The sequence below is a fragment of the Streptomyces sp. NPDC008086 genome, from assembly GCF_042957325.1.
Lineage (GTDB): Bacteria > Actinomycetota > Actinomycetes > Streptomycetales > Streptomycetaceae > Streptomyces.
Genome location: NZ_JBIBIA010000001.1, coordinates 1,258,230 through 1,279,847, shown reverse-complemented (window position 1 = coordinate 1,279,847; position 21,618 = coordinate 1,258,230). Strand labels below are relative to the sequence as shown.

Below are 21,618 nucleotides of genomic sequence, written 5' to 3'. Positions count from 1 at the left end.
AGTGACAGCGGTGCGGGACACCGGGGCGTACGGGACGGCGCTTCGGCACGGGGCATCAGCTGCCCGCGCGGCCGAGCTCGTTGTCGATGAAGTCGAGGAGTTCGTCTGTCGAGGCCGACTCCAGCGGGTCCGCCGGGCCCAGATCGCCGGGCGTGTCGCCCCAGGCGTCCATCCAGCGCGACAGGATCGTCTGCAACCGGACGGTGACGGCGGCGCGTTCGTCCGCCTCGGCGACACCGGAGTTCTCGGTGCCGGCGGCCGTCGAGAGGATCTCCTCCAGCTTGTCGAGCTCGGCCAGGAGCGGGGATCGCTCGCCGGGCTCCTCCCCGGACCCGAGCCCGGCGAGCAGGAACGCGGTGAGGGCCGCCGGGGTCGGATGGTCGAACACCACGGTCGCCGGCAGCCGGACGCCGCTGACCGCGCCCAGCCGGTTGCGCAGCTGCACGGCGGTGAGCGAGTCGAACCCCAGCTCCTGGAAGGGCCGTTGGGACTCGACGGCGGCCGGGTCGCGGAAGCCCAGCACGACGGCCACCTCGCCACGCACCAGGTCCAGCACGAACTCCCGCCGCTCGCCCGCGTCCATCCCGGCGAGGCGCTCCGTGAGGGGCACGCCCCCCTCGGCGCCGGTCCGCTCCGGGCGGCGGTCGGCCACCGGCAACAGGGCCCGCAGCAGCGGCGGAACCGGATCGCCGCAGGCCCGTACCGCCGCGAGGTCGAACGGCACCGCCGTGAGCGATGGATGACGTACCGTCAGCGCCGCGTCGAACAGCGCCAGTCCCTCGGCCGTGCTCGTCGGTACGAAGCCGTCGTGGGCGAAACGGGACCGGTCGGCCGGGGTGAGCCCCGCGTTGATCCCGCCCTCGACCTCCCACAGCCCCCAGGCCGGCGAGCTGGCCGGCAGGCCCTCGGCGCGACGCCGCTCGGCCAGCGCGTCCAGGAAGGCCCCGGCCGCCGCGTAGTTGGCCTGACCCGGACCGCCGAACACGCCCACGACCGAGGAGAACAGCACGAACGCCGCCAGTTCGTCCTCATGGGTCAGCTCGTGCAGATGCCACGCGGCGTCCGCCTTCGGGCCCATTACCGCGTCCAGCTGATCGGACGTCAGCGCCGGGAGCAGAGCGTTGTCCAGGACCCCGGCCGCGTGCACGACCCCGGTCAGCGCGTGCGCGGCCGGTATCTCGGAGAGCAGCGCCTTGAGCGCGTCACGGTCGGCGACGTCGCACGCCTCGATCCGCACCTCGGCCCCGAGCCCGGTGAGCTCGGCACGCAACTCCCCGGCCCCCGGAGCCCGTTCACCCCGGCGGGAGGTCAGCAGCAGCCGCCGGACGCCGTGCTCGACGACGAGGTGCCGGGCCACCGCGGCGCCGAGCGCCCCCGTGCCGCCGGTGACGAGGACCGTGCCGTCCGGGCGCCAGCGGGGGGCCGTGCCGTCGCCCGTGTCGGCCCGGGCGACCCGGTGCAGCCGGGGCACCAGGAGCCGGCCGTCGCGTACGGCGGCCTGCGGTTCGTCCGTGGCGAGCAGGGCGGCCAGGAGCGCCGGGGGGACCTGCGCGGCGTCCGCGCCCGTACCGGGGGCGTCCACCAGGACGATCCGGTCCGGGTTCTCCGACTGCGCCGAGCGCACCAGGCCCCGGACCGCCGCCGCGTCGAGGTGCGGCACCTCGTCGGCCGTGGCGGCCACCGCGCCCCTGGTGACCAGCACGAGCCGGATCGCGGCCAGCCGTTCGTCGGCCACCCAGGCCTGGAGCAGGGCCAGCGCCCTCCCGGTCGCCGAGTGCACGCCGTCCACGACCTCGGTGTCGTTGCCGGCCGCCGGGAGATGGACGAGGAGGGCGTCGACCGCCGTACCGGACTCGACCGCGCGGCCGAGGGCGGCGAGGTCCTCGTAGGAGGGAACGCCGGACTCGCCGTCGTACGCCCGGTGTGCCGCGTACGTCTCCCCGGGCCCCTCGCCCGGCAGGCGCTCCAGGGCCGCCCAGGCGATCGGCCGGTCCGGCCGACGGGGGGCGAGCGGCGTCCAGGTGACGTGGTGCAGGGCCCGCAGCGGGCCAGGGCCGCCGATGAGTTCCGACGGCTCGGGGGAGCGCCGGACGACGGAGTCGACGGTGGCGACGAGCGCCCCGTCCGGACCGGTCAGCACGACGGACACGACCCCCTCCTCCGCGTCGGCCTCCCCGGCGCTCTGCCCGGCAGGGGCGAGCCGGGCCCGTACGGCGGTCACGCCGGGGGCGTGCAGCCGCACCCCGCGCCAGCGGACCGCGAACGGCTCGCCCCCGTCCACCGCGAGAGCGGTCTCCAGCAGCGCCGGATGCAGGACGTGACGGCCGGCGTCGGCGGCGTACTCCTCCGGGAGCCGCACCTCGACGCCGTCGGCGCTCCCCGCGGGGCCGGCAACCGTGCCGTCCTCGGCGCGCAGGGTCCCGCAGGCCAGCTCCGCCCACTCCCCGGTGCCGGCATCCGGCAGGGCGTGCACGGTGACAGGGCGCCGGCCCGAGTCGTCCGGTGCGCCGACCCGCACCTGGAGCGGGACGTCACCGGTGTCGGGGACGGCGAGCGGGGCCCGCACGTCCAGTTCGTCCACCACCGGGCAGCCCGCTTCGGCGCCCGCCCGCACGACCGCGTCGACCAGGGCCGCCGACGGCAGCACGACGGTGCCGGACACGGTGTGCCCGGACAGCCACGGCTGGGCGGCCGCCGCGACCCGGCCGGTGAACAGCACCTCGTCCGCGCCGGCCACCGTGACCGCCGTACCCAGCAGGGGGTGGTCCAAGGGGCCGGGGCCCGCCGCGTACGCGGGCGCCGACTGCTCCAGCCAGTACCGCTCGCGCTGGAACGGGTACGTCGGCAGCTCGACGGGGCGCACCGGCAGGCCCTCGAACACCACCGGCCAGTCCACCGGGACCCCGGCCACGAACGCCTCGCCCAGCGCGGCCAGCACCCGGTCGGGCCCGCCGTGGTCGCGGCGGAGCGAGCCGACGCCGACGACGGCCGTGCCCACGACGTCGGCGGTCTCCTCGATGCTGTGCAGCAGCACCGGGTGCGGGCTGCACTCGACGAAGACACCGTGGCCGCCGTCCAGCAGGGTCCGCGTGGTCGGCTCGAACAGCACGCTCTGCCGCAGGTTGGTGTACCAGTACGTGGCGTCCAGACCCGTGGTGTCGAACAGGCCGCCGGTGACGGTGGAGTAGAACGGCACCTCGGAGGGGCGGGCCTCGATGCCCGCCAGGTCGGCCAGCAGCCGCTCACGGATCGACTCGACGTGCGCGCAGTGCGAGGCGTAGTCCACCGGGAGGCGCTTGGCGCGGCCGCCGTCGGCCAGGACCGTCTCGCGCAGCTCGTCCAGGGCGTCGCCGTCACCGGAGAGCACCACGGACGCGGCGCCGTTGACGGCGGCCACCGCGACCCGGCCGCCGTAGCCGTCGATCAGTTCGCGCACGCGGGGTTCGGGCAGCGCGACCGACATCATGCCGCCCCGGCCGGAGAGGTCCTCGGCGATGGCGCGGGCACGCAGGGCCACGACCCGGGCGCCGTCGGCCAGGGACAGCGCGCCGGCCACGCACGCGGCGGCGATCTCCCCCTGGGAGTGGCCGATCACGGCGGCGGGCCGCACCCCGTGGGCACGCCACACCGCCGCGAGCGAGACCATGATCGCCCACAGTGCCGGCTGGACCACGTCCACCCGCTCCAGGGGCTGCCGGGCCCGTACGGTCTCGATCAGATCCCAGTCGGTGACCGGTGCGAGCGCCGCCCCGCAGTCGGCCATGGCTGCCGCGAACACCGGTGAGGCGTCCAGCAGTTCGGCCGCCATGCCGGCCCACTGGGATCCCTGCCCGGGAAACACGAACGCCACCCGCGACGCTCCGGCACGACCACCGCGCACCACGTTCGGGGCCCCGCTCCCCTCGGCGAGCGCGGTCAGCCCGGCGGTCAGCGCGTCGAGGTCGGCACCGACGACCACGGCCCGGTCGTCCAACGCGGCCCGCGTGGTGACCAGGGCGTGGGCGATGTCGGCGACAGTGGGGCCGCCGTCGCGGACCCGAGCGGTCTCGCTCGCGGCAAGCAGGTCCAGCAACTGCCGGGCCTGCCCGGCGAGGGCGGGCTCGCCCTTGGCGGACAGGACCAGCGGCAGGGGGCGGCCGGGCCACTCGAAGGACTCGCCTCCGGCAGGATGCCGTGGAGCCCGCACGGGCCCGCCCTCGCCCTGCCCGGCGGTGCCCTCGGTCGGGCCGTCGGCCCCCTCACCTGCCTCTGTCGTGTCCTCCGTCGCCTCCTCCACGATCACGTGGGCGTTCGTGCCGCTGAAGCCGAACGACGAGACGGCGGCGCGGCGGGGGCGACCGGTCTCCGGCCAGGCGCGGGGCTCGGTGAGGAGGGCGAGGGCGCCGCTGTCCCAGTCGATGTGGGGAGAGGGCTCCTCGGCGTGCAGGGTCCTCGGGAGGATCCCGTGGCGGATCGCCTCGACCATCTTGATGATGCCGCCGACGCCGGCCGCGGCCTGCGCGTGTCCGATGTTGGACTTGAGCGAGCCCAGCCACAGCGGCCGGTCGGCGGCCCGGTCCTTGCCGTACGTGGCGAGCAGCGCCCGCGCCTCGATCGGGTCGCCGAGCGTCGTCCCCGTACCGTGCGCCTCGACCGCGTCGACGTCGGTCGGCGACAGACCCGCGCTGGTGAGCGCCTGACGGATCACCCGTTCCTGAGCGGGCCCGTTGGGCGCGGTGAGCCCGTTGCTGGCGCCGTCCTGGTTGATCGCCGACCCCTTGATCACGGCCAGCACGGGGTGGCCCTCGCGCCGCGCGTAGGAGAGCCGGGCGAGCAGCAGCAGACCGACGCCCTCCGCCCAGCCGGTGCCGTCGGCGGACGCCGCGAAGGACCGGCACCGGCCGTCGGGCGACAGCCCGCGCAGCCGGGAGAACTCCACGAACGAGGTGGGTGTCGACATCACCGTCACCCCGCCGGCCAGCGCCAGATCGGCCTCGCCCCGGCGCAGCGCCGTCGCCGCGAGATGCGCGGCGACCAGCGAGGACGAGCACGCCGTGTCGACGGTGACCGCCGGCCCCTCCAGCCCGAAGGTGTAGGCGAGCCGGCCCGAGGCGACACTGCCCGCGCTGCCGCCGTACAGATAGCCCTCGAACTCCTCGGCAGGCAGGTGGGGCCGCGAACCGTAGTCGTTGTACATCGCCCCGACGAACACCCCGGTACGGCTGCCCCGCACCGACTCGGGCACGATCCGCGCCCGCTCGAACGCCTCCCACGCGGTCTCCAGGAGCAGCCGCTGCTGCGGGTCGGTGGCCAGCGCCTCACGGGGCGACATCCCGAAGAACTCCGGGTCGAACAGGTCCGCGTCGTGCAGGAACCCGCCGTACCGGGTGTACGACTTGCCGACCGCCTCCGGGTCGGGGTCGTAGAGGTCGTCGACGTCCCAGCCACGGCCCTCGGGGAAGGGCGACACCGCGTCGACGCCGTCGGCGACGACCTGCCACAGCTGCTCCGGGGAGCGCACGCCGCCGGGGTAGCGGCACGCCATCCCGATGATCGCGATGGGCTCCTGCTCCCGCTCCTCCACCTCGCGCAGCCGCTTGCGGCTCGCGCGGGCGTCGGCGACCGCACGCTTGAGGTACTGGCGGAGTTGGTTCTCGTCGGTCGTCACGTCGTCTCAGCTCCATGGGGAAATCGGCAGGGAAGTCATGGGGCGCCCCGGCCCGCCCGGGGCGGGAACGGGCCCGGGCCGTGCGGCCCCGCGCGCTAGTCGAGTTCGTCGACCAGGGCGAACAGGTCCTCGTCGGTCGCGGAGTCGAGGTCCGGCAGGTCGTCGTCGCGAAGCGGGTCGGTGCCGTCGGCGAGGTCGAGCAGTTCCCGCAGCCGGTCGACGATGCTCCGGTGCGCCGCCACGTCCGAGAGCGCGTCCGGCAGCGCGGCCTTGAGCCGGTCGAGGTCGGCCAGGACCGGATCCGCGAGGGACGGCTCGGCGACCGCCACGACGAGTTCGGCGCGCAGATACGCCGCCAGGGCGTCCGGGTTCGGATGGTCGAAGACGACCGTGGTGGGCAGCCGCAGTCCGGTGGCGCTGTTCAGCTGATTGCGCAGCTCGACCGCGGTGAGCGAGTCGAAGCCCAGCTCGCTGAAGGCGCGGGTCGTGCCGATCGAGGTGGCGTCGGCGTGTCCGAGGACGGCGGCCGTCCTCGCCCGCACCAGATCGGTGAGCACCTGCTGCTGCTCCGCCGGTGGCAGCCCGGCCAGCCGCTGCGGGAGCGGCACCTGCTGCCGCTCGGCCCGGGGCGCCGGCCGCGGGGCGAGCCCCCGCAACGCGGCCGGCAGGTGCTCGGCCCCGCGCAGCGCACCCGTGTCGATCCGGGTGACGGCGTGCACGGGCCGGTCGAGGCCGAGCGCCGCGTCGAACAGCGCGGTGGCCTCGGCGTTGGTGAGGGGCAGCAGTCCGAGGCGGGCCAGACGGTTGAGGTCCGCGTCGGACAGATGCGTGCTGAGCGCGCTGCTCTCGGCCCACAGCCCCCACGCGAGGGAGTGCGCGGGCAGGCCGTTCGCGTGCCGGTGGTGGGCGAGCGCGTCCAGGAAGGTGTTGGCTGCGGCGTAGTTCGCCTGCCCCGGTGTGCCGACGACACCGGCGACGGACGAGTACAGGACGAACGCCTCCAGGTCCGCGTCCTTCGTCAGCTCGTGCAGATGCCACGCACCGTCGACCTTGGGCCGCAGAACGCCGTCGAGCTGGTCCGGCGTCAGCGAGGTGACGGTCGCGTCGTCGGTGATGCCGGCGGTGTGCACGACGGCGGTCAGCGGGTGCTCGTCGGGGATGCCGGCGAGCAGCGCGGCCAGCGGTTCACGGTCGGCTGCGTCGGCGGCCACGATCTCGACGTGGGCGCCGAGCGCGGTCAGCTCCTCGGCCAGCTCCGGGGCGCCGGGGCCGGCGGGTCCGCGGCGGCTGGTCAGCAGCAGCCGGCGGGCGCCGTGCTCGGTGACCAGGTGCCGGGCGAGGATCGCGCCGAGGGCGCCGGTGCCGCCGGTGACGAGCACCGTGCCCCGCCGCCAGTCCGGCCCCGCCCGGTCCGGCCCGGCCGGGCCGCCCGGTTCGGCCGGGGCCAGCCTCGGGGCCAGCATCTGGCCCGCGCGGAGGAGGAGTTGGGGTTCGCCGGTGCGCAGCGCGGCGCCGAGGGCCTCGTCGGAGCCGGGGTGCTCGTCGAGGTCCACCAGCGTGAACCGGTCCCGTTGCTCGGCCTGGGCGGAGCGCAGCAGACCCCAGACCCCGGCCCGCGCCAGATCGGTGACGTCCTCACCGTCCGGGGCGACGGCCCCTCGGGTGAGCACGACCAGCCGGCTCGCCGCGAACCGGTCGTCGGCCAGCCAGTCCCGTACGGTGCCGAGCACCTCGTGCAGCACCGCCCGGGCCCGCCCGGCGAGCCCGCCAACACTGCCCGAAGCGTCCGCACCCATCGCCTCCGCGCCTGCCGCACCATCCGGGGCGGCCGCGTTCTCAGGCGCGTCCTCAGCGGGCGGTGGCAGCAGGGGCAGCAGCACCGTCGTCGGGACCTCGGCGCCGCCGTCGATCGCCTCCCGCAGCGCGGCGAGGTCGTCGTACGACGGGACGGGCCGGGCACCGGAGGGCCGCGGGAGCCCCTCGCCCAGCACGACCCAGGGGCCGTCGTCGTCGGCGGCCGGGTCGGTCGGCACGGGGACCCACCGCACCCCGTACAGCCCCTCCCGGGCCCGGGCGCCCGCGGCGGCCAGGTCGCCGGGGGAGAGGGGGCGCAGCCGGAGCTCGTCGATCGTGGCCAGCGGCAGCCCCGTCTCGTCGGCGAGGTGCAGGGCGACCGCCACGGTCGTGTCGTCGGACTGCGTCACCGCGAGCCGGACCCGCAGTGCGCCGGGGCCCGTTCCGGCCGGGGGCACGCTGATGCCGGACCAGGAGAACGGCACCATCGGCCCGGAGGCCACGTCCGCCACGCCCGGCAGCAGCGGGTGCAGGGCCGCGTCGAGCAGCGCCGGGTGCAGCGCGAAGCGCGCGGCCTCGGCCCGGTGCTCCTCGGCGAGGGTGACCTCGGCGTGCAGGTCGTCCCCGTGGCGGGAGAGCCGGCGCAGGTTCCGGAACAGCGGACCGTACGCGTACTCCCGCTCGGCGAGGGCGTCGTAGACCCCGTCGAGGTCGATCTCCACGGCGTCGGCGGGCCGCCGTACGCCCTCGGGGAGGACCGTGGCGGGCTCACCCGTGCTCAGCGTTCCCTCGGCGTGCCGCGTCCAGCGGCGGTCGCCGTCGGCCCGCGCGGGACGGGAGTGCACGGTCAGCGGACGCCGACCGGAGTCGTCGGGGGCGCCGACGGACACCTGGATGCGTACGTCGTCGTCCTCGCGGAGCACCAGCGGCGCGGTCAGGGTGAGTTCGTCGACCAGGGTGCAGCCGGCCCGGCGGGCGGCATGGAGCGCGAGGTCCACGAACGCGGTCCCCGGCAGCAGCACGGTGCCCATGACGGCGTGGTCGGCGAACCAGGGGTGGGTGCGCGGGGAGACCCGGCCGGTGAGGACGACACTGTCGCCGTCGACCGCCTCCACGGCCGCGCCCAGCAGCGGATGGTCCAGGGAGTCGAGACCGAGGTCGGTGGCGTCACCGGAGCCGGCCGGAGCCGTGAGCCAGTAGCGCTGCCGCTGGAAGGCGTAGCCGGGCAGGGGGGTGCGACGGGCGCCGGGGAAGACCGCGTTCCAGTCCACGTCGGCCCCGCGCAGGGCGAGCAGCGTCACAGCGGCGGGGGCGGTGCGCGTCGCGGGGCGTCCGACCCGCAGCAGCGGGACCACCGCCCCCGCCGGTGCGGTCAGACACGGCTCGACCAGCGCGGAGAGCACCCCGTCGGGTCCCAGCTCCACATAGTCGGTGACCCCGGCGGCCTCCAGCCGCCGTACCCCGTCCGCGAACCGCACCGCCTGGCGCACCTGGGCCACCCAGTACTCCGGGGTGCACAGTCGCGCGGCGTCGACCAGGTCACCGGTGACCGTCGACACGATCGGCAGCGCCGGCGGGTGGAAGGTCACGCCACGGGCCGCCTCGGCGAAGGCGTCGAGCATGCCGTCCATGCGGTGGGAGTGGAAGGCGTGCGAGACGACGAGGCGCTTGACCTTGCGGCCCTCCGCCCGCCAGTGCTCCTCCAGCGTCGCGACCGCGTCCTCGTCGCCCGAGACCACGACCGCCTCGGGGCCGTTGACGGCGGCGAGGCTCACCCCGTCGGGCAGGGTGATCTCGTCCTCCGCCGCCGCGACGGCGAGCATCGCGCCGCCCTCCGGCAGGGCGTCCATGAGCCGGCCCCGGGCCGCCACCAGCGCGCACGCGTCGGGCAGCGACAGCACACCGGCGACGTGCGCCGCCGCGAACTCGCCGACCGAGTGGCCCAGCAGATGGTCGGGCGTGAGGCCGCAGGACTCGGCGAACCGGAACAGCGCGACCTCCAGCGCGAACAGCGCGGGCTGCGCGAACACCGTGCGGTTCAGCTCGTCCCCACCGTCGAACACGAGGTCGCGCAGAGATCGCTCGAGGTGGGCGTCGAGGTGGGTGCACACCTCGTCGAAGGCGGCGGCGAACACCGGGGAGGCCGCGTACAGGGCGCGTCCCATGCCGGGGCGCTGGCTGCCCTGCCCGGTGAACAGGAACGCCGTCCTGCCCCTCGTACCTCCGCCGGCACGGACGACGGAGGGGGTGTCCTCGCCCCGCGCCAACGCGTCGAGGGCGCTCAGGAGTTCGTCCCGGTCGTGTCCCAGCACCGCGGCCCGGTGCTCGTGCCGGGCCCGGCCGGTGGCCAGCGAGAAGCCGACGTCGACGGGGGCGATTTTGGGCCGCTCGACCACGAACGCCCGCAGCCGCTCGGCCTGCGCCCGCAGCGCCGTGTCCGACTTGGCCGACAGCAGCCAGGGCTGGGCGGTGCCCGGGGCCGGGCGGTCCTCGGCCGTGGCGGCGTCCCCGGAGCCGGCGGCGCCGGCCGTCGCGGGCTCTCCCTCCGCCTGCTCGATGATCACGTGCGCGTTGGTGCCGCTGATACCGAACGACGACACGGCGGCCCGGCGCGGACGCCCGGCCTCCGGCCACGCACGGGCCTCGGTGAGCAGGGCGAGGGCGCCGCTGTCCCAGTCGATGTGCGGCGAGGGCTCCTCGGCGTGCAGGGTCTTCGGCAGCACCCCGTGCCGCATCGCCTGGACCATCTTGATGACACCGCCGACCCCGGCCGCGGCCTGCGCGTGTCCGATGTTGGACTTCAGCGAGCCCAGCCACAGCGGGTTCTGGGCGTCGTGGTCGGCACCGTACGTGCCCAGCAGGGCCTGTGCCTCGATCGGGTCGCCCAGCGCGGTGCCGGTGCCATGCGCCTCCACGGCGTCGACGTCAAAGGCCCGCAGTCCGGCGCCCGCGAGGGCCTGCCGGATCACCCGCTCCTGGGACGGGCCGTTGGGCGCGGTGAGCCCGTTGCTGGCGCCGTCCTGGTTGACGGCGGAACCGCGCAGCACGGCGAGCACCTGGTGCCCGTTGCGCCGGGCGTCGGACAGCCGCTCCAGCAGCAGAAGGCCCACGCCCTCGCTCCACACGGTGCCGTCGGCGTGCGCGGAGAACGACTTGCAGCGGCCGTCCGGCGCGAGGCCCCGCTGCCGGCTGAACTCGACGAACGAGCCCGGCCCCGCCATCACGGTCACCCCACCCGCCATCACGAGGTCGGACTCGCCGGACCGCAGCGCCTGCGCCCCCAGGTGCAGGGCGACGAGCGACGACGAGCAGGCGGTGTCCACGGTGACCGCGGGACCCTCCAGGCCGTACGCGTAGGCGAGCCGCCCGGAGATCACGCTGGAGGTGTTCCCGACCAGCAGGAATCCCTCGAACTCGGCCGGCACCGACGGCAGCCGCGACGCGTAGTCGTCGTACATCGCGCCGACGAACACCCCGGTGTTGCTGCCGCGCAACGCGGCAGGATCGATCGCCGCGTTCTCGAAGGCCTCCCAGGCGGTCTCCAGGAGCAGCCGCTGCTGGGGGTCGGTCGCGGTCGCCTCGCGCGGCGAGATCCCGAAGAACTCCCGGTCGAAGAGGTCCGCGTCGTGCAGGAACCCGCCCTCGCGCACGTACGAGGTGCCGGCGCTCCCGGGGTCCGGGTCGTACAGCTTCTCCAGGTCCCAGCCGCGGTTGACGGGGAAGGCGCTGATCGCGTCCGTCCCGGCGGACACCAGCCGCCACAGGTCCTCCGGGGAGCTCACCCCGCCGGGGTAACGGCACGCCATCCCGACGATCGCGATGGGCTCGTCGGTGCCGGTCGCGACCGGCACCTGGGCCACGGCGGCCGGGGCCTCGCCCGCGATGCGGCCCAGCAGATGACGGGCCAGCGCCTCGGGGCTCGGATGGTCGAAGACGACGGTGGACGCCAGCCGCAGCCCGGTCGCGCTGTTCACCTGGTTGCGCAGCTCCACGGCGGTGAGCGAGTCGAAGCCCTGCTCCTTGAACGCCCGAGCGGCGTCCACCGCGTCGGCGGAGGCGTGCCCCAGGGCCAGGGCGGCGGACGTACGCACCACGGCGAGCACCGCGGCGTACCGTTCCTCCTTCGGCAGGGCGGTGATCCGCGCCGACCAGTCCCCGGCGCCGGGGGCGCTCGCCGTGCGCGCGACCCGGCGGGTGCGGACCATGCCCCGCCAGACGGCCGGGACCTGCTCGGCGCCCGCACCGGCCCGCCCCGGCCGCAGCGCGGCGGGCACGACGAGCGCCTCGGGGCCGGCCAGCGCCTCGTCGAACAGCCGCAGCCCCCGCTCCGGGTCCAGCGGTACTACACCGGTCCGCGCCCAGCGGGCCACGTCCGCCTCGGAGAGCGTGCCGCCCATGCCGGCGGCCGCGTCCCACAGCCCCCACGCCAGCGAGTGCGCCGGCATGCCCCGCGCGCTGCGATGGTGGGCGAGCGCGTCGAGGAAGGTGTTGGCGGCGGCGTAGTTGGCCTGGCCCGCCATGCCGGTGACGCCCGAAACGGAGGAGAACAGCACGAACGCCGCCAGGTCCTGACCGCGTGTCAGCTCGTGCAGATGCCACGCCCCGTCGACCTTGGGCCGCAGGACCGTCTCCACCTGCGCCCCGGTCAGCGAGCCGACCGTGGCGTCGTCCAGGACACCGGCCGTGTGCACCACGGCGGTCAGCGGGTGCTCCGCCGGTATGCCGGCGATCAGCTCGGCCAGCGCCTCCCGGTCGGCGGCGTCGACCGCGGCGATCCGGACCCGCGCGCCCAGCCCGGTGAGCTCCTCGGCGAGCGCGGACGCGCCAGGGCTGTCGGGTCCCCGGCGGCTGGTCAGCACCAGCCGGCGGGCGCCGTGCCCGGTCACCAGATGCCGGGCGAACAGCGCGCCGAGACCACCCGTACCGCCGGTGATCAGCACCGTGCCGTCCGGGTCCAGCCGCAGCGGATCGGTGCGGCGGTCCGTGGCGCGAGCCAGCCTCGGGGCGTGCGACCGCCCGTCCCGTACGGCGATCTGCGGTTCCCCGGTGGCCACGGCGGCGGCCACCAGGGCCCGCGCGTCGCCCGTCCCGTCGAGGTCGACGAGCACGATCCGGTCCGGGTGCTCGGTCTGCGCGGTGCGCAGCAGACCCCACAGGGGCGCGTGCACCAGGTCGGACACGTCGTCGCCGGGCAGCGCGGCGACGGCACCGGTGGTCACGACGACCAGCCGGGACCCCGCGAACCGCTCGTCGTCCAGCCACCGCTGAACCAGCTCCAGCGTCCGTACGGTCGCGGCGCGCGCGGCGGCGGGCGTCGCCTCACCGTCCGTCGCGAGCGTGACCACCACGAGGTCGGCCGGCGCGGCGGCGGACAGACCGGCCGGGTCGCTGAGGTCGCTCCGGCTCCACGCGGGGACCTCCGTCGCGGGCAGCGCAGGCCAGTCGACGGTGAACAGCGCGTCGTCGCGGGCGGCGCCGGCCGTGGCGAGCCTGCCGCGGTCGACCGGGCGTAGTGCGAGCGAGTCGACGGTCACGACGGGAGCGCCCGTGCCGTCGGCGACCGTCAGCCGGAAGGTGTCCGTGCCGAGGGGCGAGATCCGCACCCGCAGCGCGGCGGCCCCGCCCGCGTGCAGCCGGACCCCCGACCAGGAGAACGGCAACCGGATCCGCCCCGGATCCTGGGCCGCCGCCGGCAGCAGTGGGTGCAGGGCGGCGTCGAGCAGCGCCGGGTGCAGCCCGAACAGGACGGCCCCCTCGCGCTGTTCGTCGGCGAGCGCCACCTCCGCGAGGAGGTCGTCGCCGAGCCGCCACACGGCCCGCACGCCACGGAACGCGGGCCCGTAGTCGTAGCCGAGGTCCCGCAGCACGGCGTAGGCGTCCTCGACCGGCTGCGCCACCGCGCCGGCGGGCGGCCAGGCACCCGTGTCCCCGGCCGTCACGGCCGGACCCGCGGTCGACGCGAGGACGCCGGTGGCGTGCCGGGTCCACGACCGGTCCGCCGCCGTGTCGTCGTCGGCCGTGGCCGGGCGCGAGTGGATCGTGAACGACCGGGCGCCCGTGCCGTCCGGGTCGGTGACCCTGACCTGGATACGCACCGAGTCCTGCTCGGGCAGCACCAGCGGTGTCTCCAGGGTCAGGTCGTCGACGGCGTCCGCGCCCACGCGCTCCCCGGCGGCGAAGGCCAGCTCCAGGAAGGCCGTGGCGGGCAGCAGCACCGCCCCCTCCACGACGTGGTCCGCCAGCCACGGGTGGGTACGCGGCGACAACCGGCCGGTGAGGACGAGGTCCTCGCCGCCGGCCATCTCCACCGCCGCGCCGAGCAGCGGGTGACCGGCCGGCTCCAGCCCGAGCCCGCGCGCGTCGGAGCGGGCGCCGGGGGCCAGCCAGAAGTGGTCGCCCCGGAAGGCGTACGTCGGCAGGTCGATCCGGGCGGCGCCGGGGAAGTACGCGGTCAGGTCGACCTCGCCGCCGGCCGCGTGGAAGTGCGCGAGGGCGGTCAGGTACGTGTCCGCCTCCGGCCGCCCGGCCCGCGAGAGCGCGACGCTCGTCACGGAGCCGCCCTCGTCCTCGTCCTCGGCGAACGCCTCCCGCGCCATGCCGGTGAGGACGGCGTCCGGGCCCACCTCCACGAACAGCCCGGCCCCGAGTGCCCGCAGCGACCGTACGGCGTCGTGGAAGCGGACGGTGGCGCGGATCTGGTCGGCCCAGTAGTCGGGGGAGCACAGCAGCTCGGACCCGGCGGGTTCCCCGGTGACCGTGGAGACCACCGGGATCGTGGGCGGATGGAAGGTCAGGGACCGGGCCACCTCGCGGAACTCGTCGAGGATGCCGTCCATGTGCGGCGAGTGGAAGGCGTGGCTCACCTGGAGCCTGCGCGTGCGGCTGCCGCGCTCACGCCACTCCTCCGCGATCCGGGTGACCACCGGATCGTCGCCCGCGAGGACCACGGAACGGGGCCCGTTGACGGCGGCGAGGGAGACGGCGTCGGAGTACCCGGCGATCGACTCGGCGACCTCGTCCGGATCGGCCTGGACCGCGATCATCGCCCCGTCCGAACGGGCCGCCTGCATCAGCCGGCCCCGGGCCGCGACCAGCGCGGCGGCGTCCTCGAGCGACAGCACACCGGCGACGTGGGCCGCCGCCAGCTCGCCGATCGAGTGCCCGGCGAGCAGCTCGGGCACGACCCCGTCACGCTCGACCAGCAGCCGGAAGACGGCCACCTCCACGGCGAACAGCGCGGGCTGGGTGTACTGCGTGCGGTGCAGCAGCTGCGCCGCCGCACTGCCCTCCTCGGCGAACAGCACCTCGCGCAACGGCCGCTCCAGGTGCGGGTCGAGTGCCGCGCACACCGTGTCCAGCGCCTCGGCGAACACCGGGAACGCCTCGTACAACTCCCGGCCCATCCCGAGGCGTTGGGCGCCCTGTCCGGTGAACAGCAACGCCGTCCGCCCTGTTTCGCCGGCGGTGCCGCGCACGACGTTCGGGGCTCCCGACCCGTCGCTGACCGCGTCCAGCCCGGCCAGCAGCTCGCCGACGTCCGAGCCCAGCACCACGGCCCGCCGCCGGAACGCGGTCCGCGTGGTCGCCAGTGCCAGCCCGACGTCCCCGATGCGCACCGCGCCCGCACCCGTCACGAACTCCCGCAACCGCCCGGCCTGCGCGCGCAGGCCGTCCTCGGTGGGGGCGGAGAGGACCCAGGGGAGACGAGGGACGGGGGAGGCCGCGGCCGTCTCGGCCCCCGGGATCGCGTCCGCGACGTCCCCCTGTTCCACGATCACGTGCGCGTTCGTGCCGCTGATCCCGAAGGACGACACGGCGGCTCGTCGGGGCGCGGCGGTGTGCGGCCACTGCCGCCGCTCGCGGACCAGTTCCGCGGCGCCGGACGTCCAGTCGACGTGCGGGGTCGGCTCGTCGACGTGCAGCGTGGCCGGTACGACGCCGTGTCGCATCGCCTGGACCATCTTGATGACGCCGCCGACCCCGGCCGCGGCCTGCGCGTGCCCGATGTTGGTCTTCAGCGAACCGAGCAGCACCGGCTCCCGGCCGTCCCGGTCCCGCCCGTACGTGGCGAGGATGGCCTCCGCCTCGATGGGGTCGCCCAGCGCGGTGCCCGTGCCGTGCGCCTCCATGACGTCGACGTCGGCCGTGGTGAGCCCGGCGTCGGCGAGCGCCTGCCGGATCACCCGCTGCTGCGACAGTCCGTTCGGGGCGCTCAGCCCGTTGGACGCGCCGTCGGAGTTGACGGCCGAACCCCGCACCACCGCGAGGACCGGGTGGCCGTTGCGGCGCGCGTCGGAGAGCCGCTCCACGACCAGCAGGCCCACGCCCTCCGCCCACGCGGTCCCGTCGGCCGCCGCCGCGAACGCCTTGCACCGCGCGTCCGCCGCCAGCCCGTGCTGCCGCGAGAACTCCAGGAACATGCCGGGCGTCGACATGACCGTCACCCCGCCCGCGACCGCGAGACTCGACTCGCCGCGCCGCAGCGACTGCACCGCCAGATGCAGCGCGACCAGCGACGAGGAGCACGCCGTGTCCACGGTCACCGCGGGCCCCACGAACCCGAACTGGTAGGCGATCCGCCCGGACATCACGCTCGCCGCGCCGCCGGTCAGCAGATGCCCCTCGACGCCCTCGGGCGCGTCGTGCATCCGGGGCCCGTAGTCGCCTGCCGTCGCGCCGACGAAGACCCCGGTACGGCTGCCGCGCAGCTGCCGCGGAACCAGTCCGGCCCGCTCCAGCGCCTCCCAGGCGGTCTCCAGCAGCAGCCGCTGCTGCGGGTCCATGGCCTGCGCCTCGCGCGGGGAGATCCCGAAGAAGGACGCGTCGAACCGGCCCGCGTCGTGCAGGAACCCGCCCTCGCGGACATAGCTCTTGCCGGACCGCTCGTGGTCCTGGTCATAGAGGTCCTCGGCCCAGCCCCGGTCGGTCGGGAACGCGGAGATCGCGTCGCCGCCCTCGGCCACCAGGCCCCACAGCTCCTCGGGCGAGGCGACACCACCCGGGTACCGGCAGGCCATGCCGACGATCGCGATCGGCTCGTCGTACGCGTCCTGCCCACCCGAGCCCGAGCCGGCCCCGGCCACCGCTCCCGGCAGAACCTCGTCGGCCCCGCCCGGGTCCGTCCCCGCCAGCTCGGCCGCGACGAACTCCGCCAGCGCTCTGGGCGTCGGATGGTCGAACGCCAGCCCCGTCGGCAGCCGCAGCCCGGTCGCCCCGACGAGGTTCTCGCGCAGTTCCACGGTCATCAAAGAGCTGAAGCCGAGGTCCCGGAACGGCACGTCCATCTCGACGGTCCGTCCCGCGGCGTACCCCAGGACGGCGGCGACATGCGAGGTCACCAGCTCGACCGCCGACCGCTCACCCGCCGCCCCGGACGCGACGGCGTGCGGCGGCCGGACGACGGCGGGCAGGGCTCCGGAACCGGGCGAGGGCACGGGGGAACCACCGGCCGCGGCATCCTCCGCGCGGGCCAGATCCGTCACCCAGTACCGCTCCCGTTGGAACGCGTACGTCGGCAGATCGATCCGACGCCCCCCGGCCCCCTCGAACACGGCCGCCCAGTCCACCGCCGCACCGCGGACGAACGCCCGGGCCAGCGCCGTCCAGGCCGTCTGTTCCTCGGGCCGCCCCGGGCGCAGCGCCGGTTCGGTGGCGATCGAGTCCCTGTCGAGCACGCTCTCGGCCACCATCGCCGAACAGACGCCGTCGGGCCCCAGTTCGAGGACGGTCCCCACGCCCTCCGCCTCCAGGGTCCGCGCGGCCCGCATGAACCGCACCGGACGGCGGACCTGCTCGACCCAGTACTCGGGGGAGGTCAGCAGTTCGGGCGCCGCGATCTCGCCTGTCACCGTGGAGACCACGGGGATACGGGGCATGCGGAAGGCCAGCCCGGTGACCACACGGCGGAATGCGTCGAGCATCCCGTCCATGTGCGGGGAGTGGAAGGCGTGGCTCACCGTCAGCCGCTTGGTCCTGTGTCCCCGGTCCTTCAGGACGGCGGTGATCTCCAGCACCGCGTCCGTGTCCCCGGAGAGCACGAGAGCCGTGGGCCCGTTGACGGCGGCGACCGCCACCTCGCCCTCCCGACCCGCCAGCAGCGGCAGCACCTCGTCCTCGGCGGCCTGGACGGCGACCATGGCGCCCGCGACGTCCAGTTCCTGCATCAGCCGGCCGCGGGCGGCGACCAGCGCGCAGGCGTCGGCGAGCGAGAGGACCCCGGCGACATGGGCGGCGGCGACCTCACCGATCGAGTGCCCGGCGAGGACGTCGGGCCGTACGCCCCATGACTCGAACAGTCGGTACAGCGCGACCTCGACGGCGAACAGCGCGGGCTGGGTGTACCGGGTCTCGTCGAGTCCCTCGCCGGTGGCGACGACCTCGCGCAGCGGTCGCTCCAACAGCGGGTCGAGGTGGGCGCACACCGTGTCGAAGGCCGCCGCGAACACGGGAAAGGCCGCGTGGAGTTCGGTGCCCATCCCTATGCGCTGGGCGCCCTGCCCGGTGAAGACCATGGCCAGCCGGCCCGTCGTCCCGGCCCCCGCCACCACCCTGGCGGCGGGCAGCCCCGACGCCAACGCGCGCAGCCCGGCGACCAGTTCGTCCCGGTCGGCGGCCAGCACGACACCCCGGTGACCGAGCTGTGACCGGGTGAAGACCGACGACCGGCCGACGGAGGCGGGGTCGGCGTCATCGTGGCTCTCGACGTACTCGGCGAGCCGCCCGGCCTGGGCGCGCAGCGCCTGCGGACCCCGCCCGGAGACCACGACGGGCAGCACGGCGTCCGCGGGGCGGGTGCGCGGGGCGTTCTCGGGCTCGCGAGCACCGGGCGCCTCGCCCACGACCACATGGCAGTTGGTGCCGCCCATGCCGAAGGAGCTCACGCCGGCGAGCAGGGGCCGCTCGGGGTGCGGCCACTGGCCCAGCCCGTCGTTGACCGAGAGGTTGAGCGTGTCGAGCGGGATCCTCGGGTTGGGTGTACGGAAGTTGAGGCTCGGCGGGAGCATGCGGTGGCGGACGGAGAGGACCGTCTTGATGAGCCCGGCGATGCCGGCGGCCCCTTCGAGGTGCCCGATGTTCGTCTTCACCGAGCCCACCCGCAGCGGGTCTCCGGGTGCCTTGAGCGCGCTGACCGCCGCCCCGAGCGCGGCGGCCTCGATCGGGTCGCCGACCGGGGTTCCGGTGCCGTGCAGCTCGACGTACTGGACGGCGTCCGGCGTGACCCCCGCCCGCCGGTGGGCGAGCCGGATCACCTTCTCCTGCGCGGCGGCGCTGGGCACAGTGAGGCCGGGCGTGGCGCCGTCGTTGTTGACCGCGCTGCCGAGGATCACGCCGTGCACCCGGTCGCCGTCGGCGAGGGCCTGTCGCAGCGGCTTGAGCACGACCATGCCGGCGCCCTCGCCGCGCACATAGCCGTTCGCCCGGGCGTCGAAGGTGAAGCAGCGCCCGTCCGGGGAGAGCCCGCCGAACTGCTCGGCGCCGGCCACCCCTTCGGCGAGGAGGTTGAGGTTGACGCCCGCCGCGAGCGCCAGTTCCGCCTCTCCGGCGCGCAGGCTCTCGCACGCGAGGTGCACGGCGACCAGCGAGGACGACTGGGAGGTGTCGACGGTGAGGCTCGGCCCGTTCAGCCCGAGCGCGTACGAGACCCGGTTGGCGATGATGCCGCGGTGGGTGCCGGCGACGGTGTGCTGGGTGATGGCGGCGGAGCCCTGCCGGTAGACCAGGCTCGTGTAGTCCTCGCGGGCGGTGCCGACGAACACGGCCGTGGGGCTGCCGTCGAGGCTCGCCGCGACGATCCCCGCGTCCTCCAGCGCCTCCCAGGTGATCTCCAGCAGCAGCCGTTGCTGGGGGTCCATGACGACGGCCTCGCGGGGCGAGATCCCGAAGAAGGCGGCGTCGAACTCCTCGACGGCGTCCAGGAACCCGCCCCGGCGTATCTCGCTGCGGGCGTCCGCCGATATCGGCTCCCACCGGTGCTCGGGCATCTGCGTGACGGCGTCCCGGCCCTCGCGCAACAGCCTCCAGAACGCCTCGGGGCCGGTGGCCCCGGGCAGCCGACAGGACAGGCCGACGACGGCGATCGGTTCCTGCCGATCCAGTGGGTTGATTGCGGAGGAGTGTCGCTCACTCGTCATTTTCGCTCGGCTGCCCTTCCATTACTGGAAATCACCTCGGGTAACGAACATGCGCTCCCGGCGAGCGTATCCGGGGTTTTTTCGAGTCGGCCCAAATCCAGTCCCGGCCCGGTAACGTGCCGTTCGCTCCGGAATGAACCCGCCACGAGGACGGCCAATTACCGGAGATGTTCCCGAGAATTACCGGAGAGTGGGATGTTACTGGCCTATTACGGCAGAACCGGCAGGTGGTAGAAGGTGAATGCTAGGGTCTGCCGACATTGGTCGGGCAGAAAACAATCGGAGAGGAAAACCCGGTGGTCGAGAAAATCGAACTGGCGGAACCGCACCTTGCCGGATGGCTGTCCTCACTCGGACTCGGCGTCGAATACATCCGCTCCCAGGGAAACACCCTCTTCTACCGCGACGACCAGGGCACGGAAATCCCCGTCCTCGACCTGGTGGGCGGCTACGGCTCGGCGATACTCGGGCACAACAACCCGGAGATCGTGGCCTACGCCAAGGGCCTGCTCGACCAGGGGACCCCGATCCACGCCCAGTTCTCCCGGCACCCGTACGCCAACGACCTCGCCTGGAAGATCAACGGCATCCTCCAGCGGGAGTTCGGCACCGACGAACACTATTCGGCGGTCTTCGCCAACAGCGGCGCCGAGGCCGTCGAGGTGGCCGTCAAGCACGCCGAGCTGGACCGGGTGATGAAGCTGGCCGAACTGACGGAGGAGATCGAGACCCACCTCGACGAGGCCCGCGCGGCGGTACGGTCCGGCGCCCGCATCGCCACCGACGCCGCCGCCGGTCTCCTCGGCCCCGACGCCACGCCGGGCGACGTCGGCGACATCGACCACCTGCTCGACGCGGTCCGGGCCGCCAACAGCGAGCGCATGACCGCCCGTCCGGTGTTCCTGGCCCCGGAGGGCTCCTTCCACGGCAAGCTGGTCGGCAGCGTCCAGCTCACCCACAACGTCGGCTACCGCACCCCGTTCACCGCCCTCGCCGCCCGGTGCCGCTTCGTGCCGCTCGACCAGCCGGACGCGCTGGAGAAGACCGTGGCCGAGGAGCGCAGGACGGTCCTGGACGTCACCGTCGAGGACGGCGTTGTCCGCCTGACCGAACGGGAACTGCCCGTCATCTGCGCCTTCATCCTCGAACCCATCCAGGGCGAGGCCGGCATCCGGGTCCTCGACCGGGCCGCCGTACGCCGGGTCCAGGAGGTCTGCGCCACGATCGACTGCCCGATCATCGTGGACGAGGTGCAGAGCGGCATGGGCCGCTCCGGCGCGTTCTTCGCCAGCTCGCACCTCGGCCTCCAGGGCGACTACTACACCCTCGCCAAGAGTCTCGGCGGCGGCATCGCCAAGGCCGCGCTCACCCTGATCCGGGGCTCGCGCTACCGCACCGACTTCGAACTCGTCCACAGCTCCACCTACGCCAAGGACAGCTTCTCCACCCTCATCGCCGGACGCACCGTGGACCTGCTGGAGGCCGACGACGGCAGGGCGTACCGGCTGGCCGCCGAGCGCGGCGACCAACTCCTCGAGGTGCTCGGCCGGTTGAGGGAGGAGTTCGGCGACGTCGTCAAGGACGTCCGGGGCAAGGGCCTGATGCTCGGCCTGGAGTTCCACGACCAGTCCGAGTCCACCTCGGAGATCATCCGCGACCAGGCGCAGGCGGGTCTTCTCGGCTATCTCTTCGCCGGTTACCTGCTGCGCGTCCACGCGATCCGCATCTTCCCCACCGCGAGCGCCACGAACACCCTGCGCTTCGAGCCGTCCGTGTACCTCACGGACGACGAGATCGCCCGGGCCGACAAGGGGCTGCGCGATCTGATCGCGGTCCTGCGGAAGCAGGACGGCGAGACGTTGCTGCACATGCACGCCTGAACGGGGGCGGCGGGCACGGACAGCGAAGGCGAACAACGCAGAGCGGGAGCGGGGGGGGGGGGGGGGGGGGGCCCCCCCGCCCCCCCCCCCCCCCCCCCCCCCCCGGGGGCCCCGGCGGGCGGGCCCCCCCCCCCCGCGGCGCGCCCCCCCCCACCAGACCCGCGGG

General features: G+C 74.9%; 3 protein-coding genes. 1 reads left to right on the top strand and 2 read right to left on the bottom strand.

All coding sequences use genetic code 11. The features are described 5' to 3' along the window. Positions 1-55: 55 nt before the first annotated feature. The gene (locus ACFZBP_RS05375) at positions 56-5,647 is read right to left on the bottom strand and encodes an SDR family NAD(P)-dependent oxidoreductase (protein ID WP_391410133.1); all 5,592 of its coding nucleotides are present in this window, start codon (positions 5,645-5,647) and stop codon (positions 56-58) included. A gap of 95 nt (positions 5,648-5,742) precedes the next feature. Then, a complete protein-coding gene (locus ACFZBP_RS05370) occupies positions 5,743-19,572 on the bottom strand; it encodes an SDR family NAD(P)-dependent oxidoreductase (protein ID WP_391410131.1) in 13,830 nt (4,609 codons plus the stop codon). Between the two features lie 296 nt (positions 19,573-19,868). On the opposite strand from ACFZBP_RS05370, the gene ACFZBP_RS05365 reads away from it, so the two are divergent. Beyond that, positions 19,869-21,452 (top strand): aminotransferase class III-fold pyridoxal phosphate-dependent enzyme, encoded by a 1,584-nt coding sequence (locus ACFZBP_RS05365; RefSeq protein WP_391410129.1) that lies wholly within the window; start codon positions 19,869-19,871, stop codon positions 21,450-21,452. The last annotated feature ends 166 nt before the right edge of the window (positions 21,453-21,618 follow it).

Coding starts and splice junctions, on each gene's coding strand:
- ACFZBP_RS05370 (WP_391410131.1), bottom strand. CDS start 19,572: ATGACGAGTGAGCGACACTCCTCCGCAATCAACCCACTGGATCGGCAG.